Raw genomic sequence first — 16,145 nt, forward strand, 5'->3', positions numbered from 1 at the left:
GGTCGGCCCAGACTTGCCGCCCACCTCGACCCAGACCGCCCAGTCCTGCGATCGCCGGGCGAACAGCAAACCTGCGACCGGGTCGCCATGCCGAACCAAGCCGAGATCACCCCCGGGCGGGACACATCCCGCCGCGCCGCCCGCGACACGCCCCCGGTCGGCCCAGACTTGCCGCCCACCTCGACCCAGACCGCCCAGTCCTGCGATCGCCGGGCGAACAGCAAACCTGCGACCGGGTCGCCATGCCGAACCGAGCCGAGATCACCCCCGGGCGGGACACATGCCGCCGCGCCGCCCGCGACACGCCCCCGGTCGGCCCAGACGGGCCGCCCCACCTCGACCCCCGGTGCCGGGTCTTCGATCGCCCGCCACCGGGTCGCCATGCCGGGACCGAGCCCGCGATCACCCCGCAGCAACCAACCCCGGGCGAGACGGATCCCGCCGCGCTATCACGGTGGGCGCGGCCTCAGACGGTCGGCCCAGGCGGCCCACCTAGACCCGGCCCTCGGTCCTGCGATCGCCGGACGGACAGCGAACCTGCGGCTGGGTCGCCACGCCGAACCGAGCCGAGATCACCCCGCGACGAGCGCCGGGCGAGGAAAGTCCCGCCGCGCGACCGCGTGCCCGGCCCGGGCGGGCCGATCACCTCGACCGCTGCTATCGCCCGGCGAACAGCCAACCCGCGACCGGACCGGTCGAGATCACCCAGCGGGCGCCGACCTTTGGCGAGGCGAATCCCGCCGCGCTGAGGCGGCGTGCCGCCGCTCGAACGAACCGCCGGCCCAAAGTGCCGTGCCGGGGCCGCGTCAGGGGCGGGTCAGGGGGCGGGTTCGACGCAGTTCGCGGAGGGCCTGGCGGCGGGTGTCGCCCTTGAGGGTGTCGATGTAGAGGCAGCCGTCCAGGTGGTCCGTCTCGTGCTGCAACGCCCGGGCCAGGAGTCCGGTCCCGGAGATCGTCAGCGGCTCGCCGAACTGATCGAATCCGGTCGCCGTCACCGCCCACGCCCGCGGCGTCGGGTAGCCCATGCCGGGCAGCGACAGGCAGCCCTCCTCGTCGTCCTGCTCCCCGGCGAACTCCGAGAGCACCGGGTTGATCAGGTGGCCCACCTCGCCGCCCACGTTGTAGGAGAACGCGCGCAGGCTCACGCCGATCTGCGGCGCGGCCACGCCGGCGCGGCCGGGCTCGCGGACGGTGTCCTCCAGATCGGCGACGAGCGCGCGCAGGGCGTCGTCGAAAACCACGACCGGTTCCGCGGGGGTACGCAGCACCGGGTCGCCGAACAGCCGGATGGGGCGAACAGTCATGCACACCAACCTATGCGAAGGTGCCGGCCCGCCCGCCGCGGCGCGTCAATGGTGTGCGCCCTCGAGCGCGGCGCGCATCGGGGCGGCCTTCGCGGCGGCCTCGTCGACCTCGGCGACGGGGTCGCTGTCCCAGGTGATGCCGCCGCCGGCCCAGAGGTGCACCCGCTCGCCGTCGACCGCGGCCGTCCGGATGCTCAGGCCCAGGTCCACGTGGTCGGTGCCGACCCAGCCGAGGGCGCCCATGCTGACGCCGCGGCCGACGGGTTCCAGGCGGGCGATCTCGGACAGCGCCGCCAGTTTCGGCGCGCCCGTCACGGAGCCGCCGGGGCAGACGGCGCGCAGCAGCTCGGCCAGGCCCAGCGGCCGCTCGATCGGCGCGGAGACCACCGACTCGGCCTGCCACAGCCCGCACCAGCGGCGCACCGCGAACAGCTCGTCCACCCGGACCGGGCCCACGCCGCCCAGCCGGGCCAGGTCGTTGCGCTGCAGGTCGACGATCATCACGTGTTCGGCGCGCTCCTTGGCCGAGCCGAGCAGTTCGCGGCGGCCCCGCGCGGTGGCCGGGCGGGTGCCCTTGATCGGCCGGGTGACGACCCGGCCGCCGCGCACCTCGACGAGGGTCTCCGGGGACGCCGTCGCCATGGCCCATCCCGCACCGCTGAGAACGCCGCCATAGCGCGCACCGGGCAGCCCGGCCACCCGGGTAAGGGCAGGACCCGGATCGCCCGTGTAAGGCGCCGAGGCGTGTCCCACAATGTTGACCTGATAAACGTCGCCGCGCCCGATCGCCGCTCGCGCGGAATTCACCGCGGCGGCGTGCTCGGCGCGACTCCAGCTTTCGCGCCACGGCCCGACACGCCAGGGCGCGGCCTCCGTTCGGCTGCCGGAACCGCCCGAAAGGTCCGGACTCATCGCACACGACTCCGCTACGGACAGTGATGTTTCGGCGGGATCGTGGATGTAGACGACGGCCACCACGTCGGGGATCCCGGGCACCGGCGAAGGGGCGCCGGGAGGCCCGCCAACCATCACCGATCCGGCCGAGGCGGACACGTACAGTGCCGCCCCACAGGGGGTTCCCGCGCCGGTCGGGTGAATTTCGCTGGCCGTTCGGCCAAGTTCTCGCACCCCCAGTCCGTTGCCGGAGAGGAACTCGGAGACAAGCTCGGCTGGGTCTCCGGGATCACCCAGGGACCACTCGAAACGGCATGACGCACGGTGACGGCCCTGGCAGGACGCCGGAAAACCCGGTTGAGTACCCGATCCAGGTGTCGGAAAGTGGCCGTATCCCGGCCCGACGTGGAGCATCTGAACAGTGGATTCCTTCAACGGGGCACCGTCACCCGGGAAATCCGAAATCGTTCGGATGGGAGTAGTGTTCCGCCCCGTTGATGTGAAACACAACACAACCCCACTACCGGAGACACACGATGTGCCAGCACCCGAACTCCTGTCCCTCCGCCGCAGCCGTGGACCGCGAAGCGGCCCGAGTCGTGGCGACCTTCCCCGAGCAGGGTTGGAGCCTGCTCTGTAACGGTGTCATCGTCTTCGAGGACACCGGCGAGCTGCTGCCCGACGGAAGCACCATCGCACCGCACCGCGGACCTGCCCGGCACGCCCTCGCGGCCTGACGGACACGTTGGCTCAACACCGGCACACGACACGCCGGCCAGCACAGACCGCCGGTTACGCCGGCGGGTAGCCACACCGCACCACACGACCCGGCGAGACCCGCCGGGAACAGGCACCGCCCCGCGGGCCGACCGGAACATCCCCGGCCGACCCGCTCGACGGCTCAGTCACCGAGCGGTCGACTCACTCCTCGAACGCCTCCGGCGACGGACACGAGCAGACCAGGTTCCGGTCGCCGTACGCACCGTCGATGCGACGCACCGGCGGCCAGTACTTCGAGGTCCGGTCCACGCCCGCCGGGAAACCGGCCAGCGACCGCGGGTACGCGTGCGACCACTCGTCCGCCGTCACCGACGCCGCCGTGTGCGGGGCGTTGCGCAGCGGATTGTCGTCCCGGGGCCACTCGCCCGCCGCGACCCGGTCGATCTCACCCCTGATGGCGATCATCGCCTCGCAGAACCGGTCCAGCTCGGCCAGGTCCTCGCTCTCGGTCGGCTCCACCATCAGCGTCCCCGCTACCGGGAACGACATCGTCGGCGCGTGGAAGCCGTAGTCGATCAGCCGCTTCGCCACATCGTCCACCGTCACGCCCGTCGCCTTCGTCAGCGGCCGCAGGTCGAGGATGCACTCGTGCGCCACCAGGCCCTCGTTGCCCGCGTACAGCACCGGGAAGTGGTCACGCAGCCGCGCCGCCACATAGTTCGCCGACAGCACCGCGACGGCCGTCGCCGCCGCCAGGCCGTCCGGGCCCATCATCCGCAGGTACGCCCACGAGATCGGCAGGATGCCCGCCGAGCCGTGCGCCGCCGCCGACACCGCGTGGTGATCGCCCGGCTCGAGGGGGTCGCCGGGCAGGAACTCGGCGAGGTGCGCGCGGACCGCCACCGGGCCGACGCCCGGGCCGCCGCCGCCGTGCGGGATGCAGAACGTCTTGTGCAGGTTCAGGTGTGAGACGTCCGCGCCGAACAGGCCCGGCTTCGCGAAGCCGACCAGCGCATTCAGGTTCGCCCCGTCGACGTACACCTGCCCGCCCGCGGCGTGCACCGCGGCGCACAGCTCGGCGATGCCCTTCTCGTAGACGCCGTGCGTCGACGGATAGGTCACCATGATCGCCGACAGCGTCTCCGCGTGCTTCTCGATCTTCGCGGCCAGGTCCGCCAGGTCGACGTTGCCGTTGTCGTCGCAGGCCACCACGACGACCCGCATGCCCGCCATCACCGCGCTGGCCGCGTTCGTGCCGTGCGCGCTCGACGGGATCAGGCACACGTCGCGGTGCGTCTCACCGCGGGAACGGTGGTAGCCGCGGATCGCCAGCAGCCCGGCCAGCTCGCCCTGCGAGCCCGCGTTCGGCTGCACGCTCACCGCGTCGTAGCCGGTGATCTCCGCCAGCCACCGCTCCAGCTGCGCGACCAGGGCCTCGTAGCCCGCGGTCTGCGACGCCGGCGCGAACGGGTGGATGTTCGCGAACTCCGCCCAGGTGACCGGCTCCATCTCGGTGGTCGCATTGAGCTTCATCGTGCACGAACCCAGCGGGATCATGCCCCGGTCCAGGGCGTAGTCGCGGTCCGAGAGCCGGCGCAGGTAGCGCAGCATCGCCGTCTCCGAGTGGTGCGACGAGAACACCGGATGGGTCAGGAAGACCGTGTTGCGGCCCAGTGCCACGGGGATCGCCACGGCCGGCGCCGGGCCGGCCGTGGCGCCGAAGGCCGCGAGCACCGCGTCGACGTGCGCCGGCGTCGTGGTCTCGTCGCAGGAGATCGAGACCCGGTCCGCGTCGACCAGCCGCAGGTCGACGCCGCCACGCGCGGCCGCCTCGGCCACCTCGGCGGCCCGGCCCGGCACCACCGCGGTCACCGTGTCGAAGAACGCGGCGTGCGCGACCTCGACGCCCGCCGCGGCGAGGCCCGCGGCGACCGCGCCGGCCCGCTCGTGGGTGCGCCGGGCGATCTCCCGCAGCCCCTCCGGGCCGTGGTAGACCGCGTACATGCTCGCCATCACCGCGAGCAGGACCTGCGCGGTGCAGATGTTGCTCGTCGCCCGCTCCCGGCGGATGTGCTGCTCCCGGGTCTGCAGGGCCAGCCGGTATGCCGGTGCGCCGTCCGCGTCCTTGGACACGCCGACCAGCCGGCCCGGCAGCGAACGCTCCAGGCCGGCGCGCACGGCCAGATAGCCGGCGTGCGGGCCGCCGAAGCCGAGCGGCACGCCGAAACGCTGCGTCGTACCCGCCGCGATGTCCGCGCCGATCTCGCCCGGCGCCCGCAGCAACGTCAGCGCGAGCAGGTCGGCCGCCACCGTGACCAGGGCACCGACGCCGTGCGCTGCCTCGATCACCGCCGCGTGGTCGCGCACCGCGCCGGAGGCGCCCGGATACTGCAGGTGCAGGCCGAAGAACTCCGCCGGCAGCTCGTCCCCGGCGTCCAGGTCCACCGGCACCAGGTCGATGCCGAGCGGCTCCGCCCGGGTACGCAGCACCGCGAGCGTCTGCGGCAGCGTGTCCGCGTCCACCACGTAGACGCTGCTGCGGCTCTTCGACGACCGGCGGGCCAGCGTCATCGCCTCGGCGACCGCCGTACCCTCGTCGAGCATCGACGCGTTCGCCGTGTTCATGCCCGTCAGGTCGGTGACCATCGTCTGGAAGTTCAGCAGCGCCTCGAGCCGGCCCTGGCTGATCTCCGGCTGGTACGGCGTGTACGCCGTGTACCACGCCGGGTTCTCCAGCACGTTGCGCCGGATGACGGCCGGGGTGAACGTGCCGTAGTAGCCGAGCCCGATCATCGAGGTCGCCACCGTGTTACGCCCGGCGATCTCCCGCAGCTCGGCGATCGTCTCCTCCTCGGAGGCCGCCGCCGGCAGGTTCAGCGTGCCGTGCCAGCGGATCACCTCGGGGATCGCGGCGTCCATCAGCGCCTCCAGGGACGCGTACCCGATGGCCTTGAGCATCTGGGTCTGCGCGCCGGCCTCCGGGCCGATGTGGCGTGATGCGAACGTCATGGCGGCTCCTGCGGGAGAAAGAGGTCGACGACAGCAACCTCCCCCTCTGTCATACCCACAGGGCACTTCAGAGTCGCCTACCCTCGCGGTCCTTTTGCCTGAGAGGTTTTGGGGAGAATTTGCCCCTTCGGCGCCACCGGACGTGCACCCGGTGGTCTCTCCCGCGCAGGAGTACGGCTGGTATGAACCTACCAGCGTTAATGTGCTCGACGCCGAACCTAGGGTGTGGTGTGTGACCTACTCCGCCGCGGACGACCGCTACGACACCATGACCTACCGACGCTCCGGGCGCAGCGGCATCCGGCTGCCCGCCATCAGCCTCGGCCTCTGGCACAACTTCGGCGACGGACGCCCCATCGAACGCCAGCGCGACATCACCCGCCGCGCCTTCGACCTCGGCGTGACCCACTTCGACCTGGCGAACAACTACGGCCCGCCGCCCGGCAGCGCCGAGAGCAACTTCGGCCGCATCCTCGGCACCGACTTCCGCCACCACCGCGACGAGATCATCGTCTCCACCAAGGCCGGCTACCACATGTGGAACGGCCCCTACGGCGAGTGGGGCAGCCGCAAGTACCTCGTCTCGTCGCTCGACCAGTCGCTGCGGCGCCTCGGCCTCGACTACGTCGACATCTTCTACCACCACCGCCCCGACCCGGAGACCCCGCTCGAGGAGACGATGGGCGCGCTCGACGCCGTCGTGCGCTCCGGCAAGGCCCTCTACGCCGGCATCAGCAACTACAGCGCCGAGCAGACCGCGCGGGCCGCCTCGATCCTGCAGGAGCTCGGCACTCCCCTGCTGATTCACCAGCCGTCGTACTCGATCCTGAACCGGTGGATCGAGAAGGACCACCTGCTCGACACGCTCGAGGCCGTCGGCGCCGGCTGCATCGCCTTCAGCCCATTGCAGCAGGGCCTGCTCACCGACCGGTACCTGAGCGGCATCCCCGCGGACTCGCGGGTGCGCACCAGCGTCTTCCTCAACGAGAGCGACCTGGACAACGCCACCCTCGGCCGGCTGCACAACCTCAACGACATCGCCGGGCGCCGCGGCCAGTCCCTTGCACAGATGGCGCTGGCCTGGGCGCTGCGCGACCGGCGGATGACCAGCCTGATCATCGGGGCCAGCAGCGTCGAGCAGCTCGAGACCAACGTCGCCGCCCTCGGCAACCTCACGCTCTCGGACGACGAGCTCAACGAGATCGACGGCACCGTCCTCGACCTGTAGAAACACTGGATGATCAACCTCGTCACCGAGCACACGGTCCTCGCGGTCGTGGTCGGCTCCCGCGCATACGGCCTCGACGGCCCGAGCTCCGACCACGACCGCCGCGGCGTGTACGCGGCGCCGACCCGGCTCTTCTGGCGGCTCGACAAGCCGCCGACCCACCTCGACGGCCCGGCCGACGAGCAGTTCTCCTGGGAGATCGAGCGGTTCTGCACCCTCGCGCTGCAGGCCAACCCGACCGTGCTCGAGGTGCTCTGGTCCCCTCTGGTCGAGCGGATCACCTCCGACGGCGAACGGCTGCGGGCCACGCGGCGCGCGTTCCTGTCCCGCCGGGTCGCCGAGACCTACGGCTCGTACGCCCGCGACCAGCTCAGGCGCGTCGCCGCCCGCCGCGCCCGCACCGGCGAGACCAACCACAAGCAGGCCATGCACATGATCCGGCTGCTGCTGGCCGGGGCGCACGTGCTGCGCACCGGCGAGGTCCTGGTCGACGTGTCGCCGCTGCGGGAGCGGCTGCTCGCCGTCCGCCGCGGTGACCTGCCGTGGGAGTCGGTGACGGCATGGGTCGACGAACTGCTCGAGGACCTGGCCGCCGCGACGGCCGCGACCACCCTGCCGGTGTCACCGGACCGGGCGGCCGTCGACGAGCTGCTCTGCTCCGTACGCGAAAGGGGTCTGCGGTGACCGCCGGCGTTACCGCGGCGTCTCGTCGTAGGCGTCCCGGGCCTGCTCCACGTCGTCGAGGTGGGTGGCGGCCCAGTCGGCGAGCTGGGCGAACAGCGGCGCGACGCTGCGGCCGAGGTCGCTGATCTCGTACTCGACTCGGGGTGGGACCTCCGGGTGGTAGGTGCGCACGACGAGCCCGTCGCGTTCGAGTTGCCGCAGCCGCTGGGTCAGCACCTTCGGCGTGATCGTGGCGATCCGTCTCTGAAGCTCGACGAAGCGCTGTCGCCCCTGGTAGTTCAGCGTCCACAGGATCGGCGTGGTCCACCTGCTGAAGACGATGTCGACGACCGGGGCGACGGGGCAGGCCTGCACGGGATCGCTCTGCATAGTCACTTTCCTGTAGGTACCTACTATCCCGGCGATGCTAGCTTCGCCGCGTCGCCGCCGACAAGGGCGGGCGACGCCGAAGCCTGAGGAGTCGATCATGATCGTGGTAACGGGAGCCACCGGCAATGTCGGCCGGGTACTCGTGGCAGCCCTGGCGGCGGCCGGCGAGCCGGTGACCGCGGTGTCACGCGGCACGCCGCCGGCGGCCACCCCGCCGGGCGTACGCCACCACCGGGCCGACCTGACCCGGCCGGAAACCCTGCGACCGGCGGCGCACGGGGCCCGCGCGCTGTTCCTGCTGGTCGCGGGCGCCGGTGCGGATCTGAGCCCCGGCGATCTCCTCGACGTCGCGAAGGCCGGTGGGGTCGAACACCTCGTCCTGCTCTCCTCGCAGGCCGCCGGCACGCGCCCCGGTTCCGTCTCGCACGCACCGCTGCGCGGCATCGAGGACGCGGTACGGCGGTCCGGCATGGCCTGGACGATTCTGCGACCGGGCGGTTTCGCGTCCAACGCCTACGCGTGGGCGGAGTCGGCACGTGATCGGCGGACGGTCGCCGCGCCGTTCGGCGACGTCGGCCTGCCGATCGTCGATCCCGCCGACATCGCCGAGGTCGCCGCCGCGGTCCTGCGGGAGGCCGACCACGCCGGCCGGATCTACGAGCTGACGGGACCGGCCCTGACCACACCACGACAGCGGGTCGCGATCCTCGGCGAGGCGCTGGGCCGGCCGATCCGATTCGTCAACCAGACGCGGGCGGAGGCTCGAGCGCAGATGGTGCGGTTCATGCCCGAGCCGGTGGTCGACGGAACCCTGGACATCCTCGGCGAGCCCATCCCCGCGGAGCTGCGGATCAGCCCGCACACCGAGCAGGTCCTGGGTCGCGCGCCACGAGCCTTCGGCGACTGGGCCCGGCGCAACGTCGACGCCTTCCGGTGATGGACCCCCGCCCCGCCGCTCGACCGGCGGGGCGGGGGTCAGCCGGCGAAGCCGTCTTTTCGGTTTCGGTGCGGCGTGCCGCACTCCCGCTAAACCATCCTAGGATTCTAGGAGTTATCCGTGGACGGGTTCGGCGGTCTACCCTGGTCCCATGCCCACCAGCGCGCCCGACGCTCCGGCCCGCCACCTGGCGCGGCCGCACCGGCCGGTGCTCGTCGCGGGGACGCTCGGCGAGCTGGCCGGGCCCCGGCACGGCATCGTCGAGCTGCCGCTGCGCCTGTGGTGGAATCCGCACCGCGCCTTCGACCTGGACCAGCCGACCATGCTCGCCTGGATGTACGAGAACGTGCTCCGCGAGGCGGTCCGCGTCGACGAGCTCCGCAACTACCTGCACGGAGCGACGCTGGTCCGGCTCTGGCCGGAACTCAACCTGCCCCGCGGCGTCCGCGCGGCCTGGGAGGCCCGCCACCCGATGCTGCGCCGCGGAACTGTCGGGGGCCACCGCTAGCGTGGCCGCGTGACCGCGAACATCGACGACTTCTACCGCGACGTGACCACCATCGCCCTCGGCGTCGGCGAGAAGCACGGATTCGTGCTCGGCGGCGGCGTCGCATGGTTGGTCAACGGGCTGGTGCGCCGGCCGACGGAGGACATCGACCTGTTCACCGACACCGCGGGCGCGGTCGGCGCGGCCGCCGGGCAGGTCACCGCCGCGCTGACCGCGGCCGGCTACCAGGTGTTCCGCGAGGTCGCCGACGAGATGTTCGAGGGCATGGACGAGGACCTGCGCGAATATCACGTGGCGGACGGATCGCGGGCCCTGCGGCTCACCCTGACCCGGCTCGACCGGCGGCGCGCGCCCGTGGTGATGGACGTCGGCCCGGTCATGCACCTCGACGACCTCGTGGCCTCCAAGGTGGCCGCCCTGGTCAACCGCCGCGAGGTGCGCGACTACATCGACGTCGCCGCCGCCCTGGAGCGCTACCCGCTCGACCGCGTGCTGGAGCTGGCCCGCGCCCTCGAGCCGGGCCTCGACGACGAGGACATCGCCGACGCGGGCCGCTACCTGGACCGCCTCGACAACGACCGGTTCGGGCACTACGGCCTGACCGCCGACGACGTCCGGGCTTTGCGGCGGCGGCTGGCGGACTGGCCCCGCTGAGCGGGCCTCGGCAACCGTTTCGCAACCGGAGGCGTACCGGACGGCAACCGGCCGGGTCGAATCTATGTCCCTGCGAGGCAGACACCTCACGAAGGAGCTCCCCAATGTGCCTTCGAACCGCTACAACCGCCGTCGCCGCCGCCGTCCCCGGCCTCGCGGGCAGCGTCGCCGGCCCGATCCGCCCGGCGTCGGGCGCCTGACGGATCACCTGCAACTCCACAGCAAGGTCCCTTCCGTGGCCGGACGCGATGCGCGCCCGGCCACGGTGCTGTGCACGGCGCGGCACTGGATAGGCTTGGCAGATCATGACGCTCACCGAACGCCTGCCCGGCACCGCCGAACCCGACGCCGTCTTCGACGCCTTCCAGACCTGGGTCGCCGAGCAGGGCCTGACGCTGTACCCGCATCAGGAGGAGGCGCTCATCGAGATCGCCACCGGGGCGAACGTCATCCTGAACACCCCGACCGGCTCGGGCAAGAGCCTGGTGGCGACCGGCGCGCACTTCGTGGCCCTCGCCGACAAGCGCACCACCTTCTACACCGCGCCGATCAAGGCGCTGGTCAGCGAGAAGTTCTTCGCCCTCTGCAAGATCTTCGGCGCGCACAACGTCGGCATGCTCACCGGCGACGCCAACGTCAACGCGGACGCTCCGATCATCTGCTGCACCGCGGAGATCCTCGCCAACCTCGCGCTGCGCGAGGGCGCCGACGCCGACGTCGGCCAGGTGATCATGGACGAGTTCCACTTCTACGCCGAGCCCGACCGCGGCTGGGCCTGGCAGGTGCCGCTGGTCGAGCTGCCGCAGGCCCAGTTCGTGCTGATGTCGGCGACCCTCGGCGACACGACCCGCTTCGTCGACGACCTCACCCGGCGCACCGGCCGGCCCACGGCCGTGGTCAGCAACACCGAGCGACCGGTCCCGCTGATCTTCTCGTACGCGATGACGCCGCTGCACGAGACGATCGAGGAGCTGCTCACCACCCGGCAGGCGCCGGTCTACATCGTCCACTTCACCCAGGCGGCCGCCCTGGAACGCGCGCAGTCGCTGATGAGCATCAACATGTGCAGCCGCGCCGAGAAGGACGCGATCGCCGCCGCCATCGGCAGCTTCCGATTCACCGCGGGCTTCGGGCGCACCCTGTCGCGGCTGGTGCGCCACGGCATCGGGGTGCACCACGCCGGCATGCTGCCCAAGTACCGGCGGCTGGTGGAGACCCTCGCGCAGGCGGGCCTGCTCAAGGTCATCTGCGGTACGGACACCCTCGGCGTCGGCATCAACGTGCCCATCCGGACCGTGCTGTTCACCGGCCTGTCCAAGTACGACGGCGTCCGTACCCGGCTGCTCAAGGCCCGCGAGTTCCACCAGATCGCCGGGCGGGCCGGCCGGGCCGGCTACGACACCATCGGCACCGTCATCGTGCAGGCGCCGGAGCACGTCATCGACAACGAGCGCATGCTCGCCAAGGCCGGCGACGACCCGAAGAAGCGCCGCAAGGTGGTCCGCAAGAAGCCGCCCGAGGGCACCATCGGCTGGGGGCAGCCCACCTTCGACCGGCTGATCGTCGCCGATCCGGAGCCGCTGACCTCGTCGTTCCACGTGTCGCACGCGATGCTGCTCAACGTGCTGGCCCGCGGCGGCGACCCGTTCGCGGCGATGCGGCACCTGCTGACCGACAACCACGAGGAGCCCGCCGCGCAGCGCCGGCACATCCGCCGGGCCCTGGCCATCGCCCGGGCGCTGCTGGCCGGCGGGGTCGTCGAACGGGTCGCCTCACCCGACGGCGTCCGCTACCGCCTCACCGGCGACCTGCAGCTGGACTTCGCGCTCAACCAGGCCCTGTCCCCCTTCGCGCTGGCCTGCCTGGAGCTGCTCGACCGGGAGTCGCCGGAGTACCCGCTCGACGTCGTCTCCGTCATCGAGGCGACCCTCGAAGATCCGCGGCAGGTGCTCTCCGCACAGCAGTTCAAGGCCAAGGGCGAGGCCGTCAACGCCATGAAGGCCGAGGGCATCGAGTACGACCAGCGCATGGAGCTGCTCGAGGAGGTCACCTACCCGAAGCCGCTGCTGCCGCTGCTGGAGGGCGCCTACGAGACGTACCGGCAGGGCCACCCGTGGGTCGCCGACCACGAGCTGAAGCCCAAGGCCGTGGTCCGCGACATGTACGAGCGGGCGATGACCTTCACCGAATACGTGTCGTTCTACGGCCTGTCCCGCTCCGAGGGCCTGGTGCTGCGCTACCTGGCGGACGCGTTCCGGGCGCTGCGGCAGACGGTGCCGGAGGACGCGCGCACCGAGGAGCTGACCGACCTGATCGAGTGGCTGGGCGAGCTGGTACGCCAGGTCGACTCGAGCCTGCTCGACGAGTGGGAGCGGCTGCGCAACCCCGGTGCCGAGGTCGCCGAGGTGTCGCCGCTGGACGACAAGCCGCCGGCGGTGACCCGCAACGTGCGCGCGTTCCGGGTGCTGGTCCGCAACGCGATGTTCCGCCGCGTCGAGCTGTTCGCGCTGCGCCGCGCCGAGGACCTCGGCGAGCTGGACGCCGGGTCCGGCTGGAACACCGAGAAGTGGATCGAGGCCCTCGAGGACTACTACGCCGAGTACCCGGTCGTCGGTACCGGCCCGTCGGCGCGTGGCCCCGCGTTGCTGCACATCGAGACCACCCCGGCGATGTGGAAGGTCCGGCAGGTCTTCGAGGACCCGGAGGGCGACCACGACTGGGGCATCGAGGCCGAGGTGGACCTCGAGGCCAGCGACGAGGCGGGCGCGGCGGCGATCCGGATCACGGCCGTCGGCCCGCACTGACCTCTCGGGATCAATCCGCCGTGTGGGTCTGCTCGTACCGGTAGGCCTCGGGCCGGGCCGGGCGGCAGCCGCCCGACGACGTCCCCGCACAGCAGCCGGACGCGGTCACAGACCGAACGGCCGCCGGGCGGCCCGGAGAGGGTGGACACCCCGCAGACGATATGGGCCGGTCCGGGTCGGCGGAGGTCACCTGAGGACCGTCATCAGCGCCCGCGTCAGCGCCGGCCGGCCGAGGACGTCGGTGCTGTCGACGTACTGGTCGGCGCCGCCGAACGGCGGCAGGGTGGCGAGCCCGGCGTCGCCGACGCGTTCGAGCAGCGCGGTCGCGAAACGGCCGGCGTCGATCACCGGATAGGGCCGGTCGTGATACGGCCGGCGCGCCGGGTCGACCGGGCGCGCGAGGCCGAGCCGGTTCTGCCACCGGCCGGCCGCCTCGTAGGCGTCGCACAGCGCCGCCTGCCGGCGCACCGGGTCACGCGCGTCAACGGCGTCGCGCAGCGCCGCGCCGATCGCGCCGGCGCCGGGCAGCCCGGCGAACGCCGTGCCGAGCCATTTCCCGTACGGCGGGTAGCGGCGGCCGAGCAGCAGGCACAACCGCATGACGTCCCGTGCCAGCCGGGCGGCGATCAGGCGGCTGCCGAGCTCGTCGCCGGCCTCGGCGGTACGCCCGACGAACGCCTCCTCCTGGGCGATGCGGGTCCACTGGGCGGCGAGCAGGTGGCGCCACACGTCGCCCGGGTACCAGCGCAGCCGTTCGCGCAGGGCGGTCAGCTCGCCGATGCCGTCGTGGAAGACCTCGCCGCCGGTGACCTCGGCCAGCCGCTGGGCGGGGGTGGCCAGCCAGTCCAGGTCGCTCACGCCGGGGCGGGCGTCGAAGCCCAGCAGCTCGGCCGACCAGGCCGCCACGTCGGTGATATGCACCCGGTGTGCCACCGGCCCGGTCGTGGCGGTCATCACCCGCACGGGCGCGCCGGCGGGCTCGAAGTTGGTCGGCCAGCCGCGCACCTGTTTCGGCAGCCGTTCGGCGAGCAGCGCCGACAGCTCCCCGCCGTGACGGGCGGCGTCCCCGGCGGTCAGGAACAGCTCCAACCGCGGCCCCCAGTCGTGATCCACGGAGCGTTCGGTGTCGAAGCCGAGCACCTCCGAGCCCGGTCCGACCCGCGCGGCGGCGTGCCGCAATCCGGGGTACGCCGCGTCCAGCAGCGGACGCACCGCCTCCACGTAGAGATACCGGCAAAGCCGCAGCCCCGGCAGGAACTGCGGCGGTCCCGGGTGCGCGATCCCGACCATGCGGAACCGTACCGTGTGGACCGGACACCACGCCCCGGGTTTTCCGGGCTCCGAACATGTCAGACGCCGTTGATACGTTGAGCCCCGCTGCACGGTGCTGGATGAGGATTGGGGATCACTCGTGGCTGAGGTGGCACTGCGACCGATCGAGGACGCCGACCTGGACGCCCTGTTCGAACAGATGCGGGATCCGGAGTCGGTCCGGATGGCCGCCTTCACCGCCGCGGATCCCGACGACCGCGCCGCGTTCGACGCACACATGGCGAAGATCAGGGCGTCGCCGGACTGCGACAACCGCGCCGTCACGGTCGACGGACGGCTCGTCGGCAGCATCGCGCGCTTCGTCATCGAGGGCGAAACCGAGGTCACGTACTGGCTGGACAGGGCCGTCTGGGGGCAGGGCATCGCCGGCCGGGCGCTCGCCCTGCTGCTGGAATCGGTTCCGGTCCGGCCGCTGTTCGCCCGCGTCGCGAGTGACAACGTGGCATCGCTGAGGGTGCTGCGGAGGGCGGGATTCGAGATCACCGGCACGGACATCGGGTTCGCCAACGGGCGGAACGCGGAGATCGAGGAAACGCTCCTGCGCCTCGGCGGTCCCGCGGATCCCGCACCGTCCGATGCGTCGAGCGGCGGCCGAAGCAGGTCGTGAGGCGCTGGTCCAGGCGAGCCGGCACTCGTCAGTCGCGAGACATCCTCCAGCTCTGGACACCCTTCGGTGGGATCGGTGTCTGATCCACTTTGCGGCTTCCAGGTCCCGGGCCTGCCGATCTCATTCGACACGGCCCGGGTGGTGGTGTTGATCAGGTCGAGCGGGCGCGCCGCGGGAGCGGCGCTCCAACTGGATTGATCCCGTTCCGTGAAACAGCCGACGTCCAAGCCATTCCACAACGTCCGCCGCCACGGACGTGGGCGAATAGCGGCGCGAAGCTCACCACGTCCCGACAACATCCACCGTCGCGGCGGACACTGACGAGTAACGGTGCGGAGCTCACCGCTCCCCCACAACATCCACCGCCGTGAACGCTGGCGGGCAAGGCGACCGAGCGCTACGAACGGCCGTCGGAGTGATCGCGCGAAGTGGGCCGTCGACGCCGGCGTGCAGTCAGCAGATCCCGGCATCCGGCAACAGCGGTCGACCGAGCCGTCGAATGGACTCGATACAGACCCCGGCGGCGAATCCGAGGTCTAGCGCAGGTGCGTGCGTTGGCCGTCGTGGTCGAGGATGCAGAGCATCTCGGCCGGGCCGTCGTGTGCCCCGAAGGAGTGCGGGACCATGGTGGAGAACTCCGCCGCCTCGCCGGTGCCGACCAGGATGGTCCGCTCGCCCAGCCGCAGCATCACGGTCCCCGACAGGACCGTGAGCCAGTCCCGGCCGGGGTGCACGCGCAGCTCGGCCGGGGCCGGCCTGGTGACCCGGATCTTCGCGACGGTGACGCCGCCCGGACCGGACTCGCGGGACAGCAGCCAGGTCGTCCTCCCCCGCGCCTCGTCGCGCTGCGGCCGGATCACCACGTCGTCGTCGTCGACGGACTCGACCAGCTGGTCGAGGGTGGTGCCCAGGGCCCGGGCGATGGGCGCCAGCTGGTCGAGGGCGATCCGGCGGTGTCCGGTCTCGATCCGGCTGAGCGTCGACGGGCTCAGGTGGCAGCGGGCGGCCAGGTCGTCCAGGGACCAGCCCCGGGCGGCGCGCAGTCCACGGATCCGCTTGCGGACGATGGAATCGAGATCTCCGTCTTGCGTCATA

At 72.0% G+C, this 16,145-nt stretch carries 14 protein-coding genes and 1 riboswitch; of the genes, 8 read left to right on the forward strand and 6 right to left on the reverse strand.

The genetic code is table 11. The annotated features are described in order from the left end of the window. Positions 1 to 806: 806 nt before the first annotated feature. Both def and AB0B58_RS21910 read right to left on the reverse strand, forming a co-directional pair. Positions 807 to 1,304: a peptide deformylase gene (def, locus tag AB0B58_RS21905; protein WP_360226306.1), complete on the reverse strand. Its 498-nt coding sequence runs from the start codon at positions 1,302 to 1,304 to the stop codon at positions 807 to 809. A 45-nt stretch (positions 1,305 to 1,349) separates the two neighbouring features. Beyond that, a complete protein-coding gene (locus AB0B58_RS21910) occupies positions 1,350 to 2,495 on the reverse strand; it encodes a chorismate-binding protein (RefSeq protein ID WP_360226675.1) in 1,146 nt (381 codons plus the stop codon). 239 nt (positions 2,496 to 2,734) lie between these two features. Between AB0B58_RS21910 and AB0B58_RS21915 the strand changes: the two genes are divergently transcribed. Further along, a complete protein-coding gene (locus tag AB0B58_RS21915; RefSeq protein WP_360226309.1) occupies positions 2,735 to 2,935 on the forward strand; it encodes a DUF5999 family protein in 201 nt (66 codons plus the stop codon). A 184-nt stretch (positions 2,936 to 3,119) separates the two neighbouring features. On the opposite strand, the gene gcvP is transcribed toward AB0B58_RS21915, so the two are convergent. Next, positions 3,120 to 5,927, reverse strand: coding sequence for an aminomethyl-transferring glycine dehydrogenase (gene gcvP / locus AB0B58_RS21920; protein ID WP_360226312.1), 2,808 nt, complete (start codon positions 5,925 to 5,927; stop codon positions 3,120 to 3,122). 76 nt (positions 5,928 to 6,003) lie between these two features. Beyond that, positions 6,004 to 6,101: riboswitch (glycine riboswitch) on the reverse strand. A gap of 58 nt (positions 6,102 to 6,159) precedes the next feature. Between gcvP and mgrA the strand changes: the two genes are divergently transcribed. Continuing rightward, a complete protein-coding gene (gene mgrA, locus AB0B58_RS21925) occupies positions 6,160 to 7,155 on the forward strand; it encodes an L-glyceraldehyde 3-phosphate reductase (protein WP_360226315.1) in 996 nt (331 codons plus the stop codon). A gap of 9 nt (positions 7,156 to 7,164) precedes the next feature. Continuing rightward, positions 7,165 to 7,839, forward strand: a complete 675-nt coding sequence (locus tag AB0B58_RS21930; RefSeq protein WP_360226318.1) for a DNA polymerase beta superfamily protein — start codon at positions 7,165 to 7,167, stop codon at positions 7,837 to 7,839. A gap of 9 nt (positions 7,840 to 7,848) precedes the next feature. On the opposite strand, the gene AB0B58_RS21935 is transcribed toward AB0B58_RS21930, so the two are convergent. Next, positions 7,849 to 8,208: a helix-turn-helix domain-containing protein gene (locus AB0B58_RS21935; RefSeq protein ID WP_360226321.1), complete on the reverse strand. Its 360-nt coding sequence runs from the start codon at positions 8,206 to 8,208 to the stop codon at positions 7,849 to 7,851. Between the two features lie 97 nt (positions 8,209 to 8,305). Between AB0B58_RS21935 and AB0B58_RS21940 the strand changes: the two genes are divergently transcribed. From AB0B58_RS21940 to AB0B58_RS21955, 4 genes are all read left to right on the forward strand, one after another. Beyond that, the gene (locus AB0B58_RS21940) at positions 8,306 to 9,145 is read left to right on the forward strand and encodes an NAD(P)H-binding protein (protein WP_360226324.1); all 840 of its coding nucleotides are present in this window, start codon (positions 8,306 to 8,308) and stop codon (positions 9,143 to 9,145) included. A gap of 151 nt (positions 9,146 to 9,296) precedes the next feature. Next, positions 9,297 to 9,653, forward strand: a complete 357-nt coding sequence (locus AB0B58_RS21945; RefSeq protein WP_360226327.1) for a hypothetical protein — start codon at positions 9,297 to 9,299, stop codon at positions 9,651 to 9,653. A gap of 9 nt (positions 9,654 to 9,662) precedes the next feature. Next, positions 9,663 to 10,307 (forward strand): nucleotidyl transferase AbiEii/AbiGii toxin family protein, encoded by a 645-nt coding sequence (locus AB0B58_RS21950; RefSeq protein ID WP_360226330.1) that lies wholly within the window; start codon positions 9,663 to 9,665, stop codon positions 10,305 to 10,307. Positions 10,308 to 10,612: 305 nt separating this feature from the next. Then, positions 10,613 to 13,111: a DUF3516 domain-containing protein gene (locus tag AB0B58_RS21955; protein ID WP_360226333.1), complete on the forward strand. Its 2,499-nt coding sequence runs from the start codon at positions 10,613 to 10,615 to the stop codon at positions 13,109 to 13,111. Positions 13,112 to 13,297: 186 nt separating this feature from the next. Here the strand turns inward: AB0B58_RS21955 and AB0B58_RS21960 are convergent, their stop codons facing one another. Further along, on the reverse strand, positions 13,298 to 14,401 hold the full coding sequence (locus AB0B58_RS21960) for a DUF4037 domain-containing protein (protein WP_360226336.1): 1,104 nt from the start codon (positions 14,399 to 14,401) through the stop codon (positions 13,298 to 13,300). A gap of 121 nt (positions 14,402 to 14,522) precedes the next feature. Between AB0B58_RS21960 and AB0B58_RS21965 the strand changes: the two genes are divergently transcribed. Continuing rightward, a complete protein-coding gene (locus AB0B58_RS21965) occupies positions 14,523 to 15,050 on the forward strand; it encodes a GNAT family N-acetyltransferase (RefSeq protein WP_360226339.1) in 528 nt (175 codons plus the stop codon). A 536-nt stretch (positions 15,051 to 15,586) separates the two neighbouring features. Here AB0B58_RS21965 and AB0B58_RS21970 read toward each other — a convergent pair. Further along, positions 15,587 to 16,144, reverse strand: a complete 558-nt coding sequence (locus AB0B58_RS21970) for an XRE family transcriptional regulator (RefSeq protein WP_360226342.1) — start codon at positions 16,142 to 16,144, stop codon at positions 15,587 to 15,589. Position 16,145: the final 1 nt, after the last annotated feature.

Source organism: Actinoplanes sp. NPDC049118 (assembly GCF_040648555.1).
GTDB lineage: Bacteria > Actinomycetota > Actinomycetes > Mycobacteriales > Micromonosporaceae > Actinoplanes.

Coding starts and splice junctions, on each gene's coding strand:
- AB0B58_RS21955 (WP_360226333.1), top strand. CDS start 10,613: ATGACGCTCACCGAACGCCTGCCCGGCACCGCCGAACCCGACGCCGTC.
- gcvP (WP_360226312.1), bottom strand. CDS start 5,927: ATGACGTTCGCATCACGCCACATCGGCCCGGAGGCCGGCGCGCAGACC.
- AB0B58_RS21940 (WP_360226324.1), top strand. CDS start 8,306: ATGATCGTGGTAACGGGAGCCACCGGCAATGTCGGCCGGGTACTCGTG.
- AB0B58_RS21915 (WP_360226309.1), top strand. CDS start 2,735: ATGTGCCAGCACCCGAACTCCTGTCCCTCCGCCGCAGCCGTGGACCGC.
- AB0B58_RS21970 (WP_360226342.1), bottom strand. CDS start 16,144: ATGACGCAAGACGGAGATCTCGATTCCATCGTCCGCAAGCGGATCCGT.
- AB0B58_RS21960 (WP_360226336.1), bottom strand. CDS start 14,401: ATGGTCGGGATCGCGCACCCGGGACCGCCGCAGTTCCTGCCGGGGCTG.
- def (WP_360226306.1), bottom strand. CDS start 1,304: ATGACTGTTCGCCCCATCCGGCTGTTCGGCGACCCGGTGCTGCGTACC.
- AB0B58_RS21945 (WP_360226327.1), top strand. CDS start 9,297: ATGCCCACCAGCGCGCCCGACGCTCCGGCCCGCCACCTGGCGCGGCCG.
- AB0B58_RS21930 (WP_360226318.1), top strand. CDS start 7,165: ATGATCAACCTCGTCACCGAGCACACGGTCCTCGCGGTCGTGGTCGGC.
- AB0B58_RS21935 (WP_360226321.1), bottom strand. CDS start 8,208: ATGCAGAGCGATCCCGTGCAGGCCTGCCCCGTCGCCCCGGTCGTCGAC.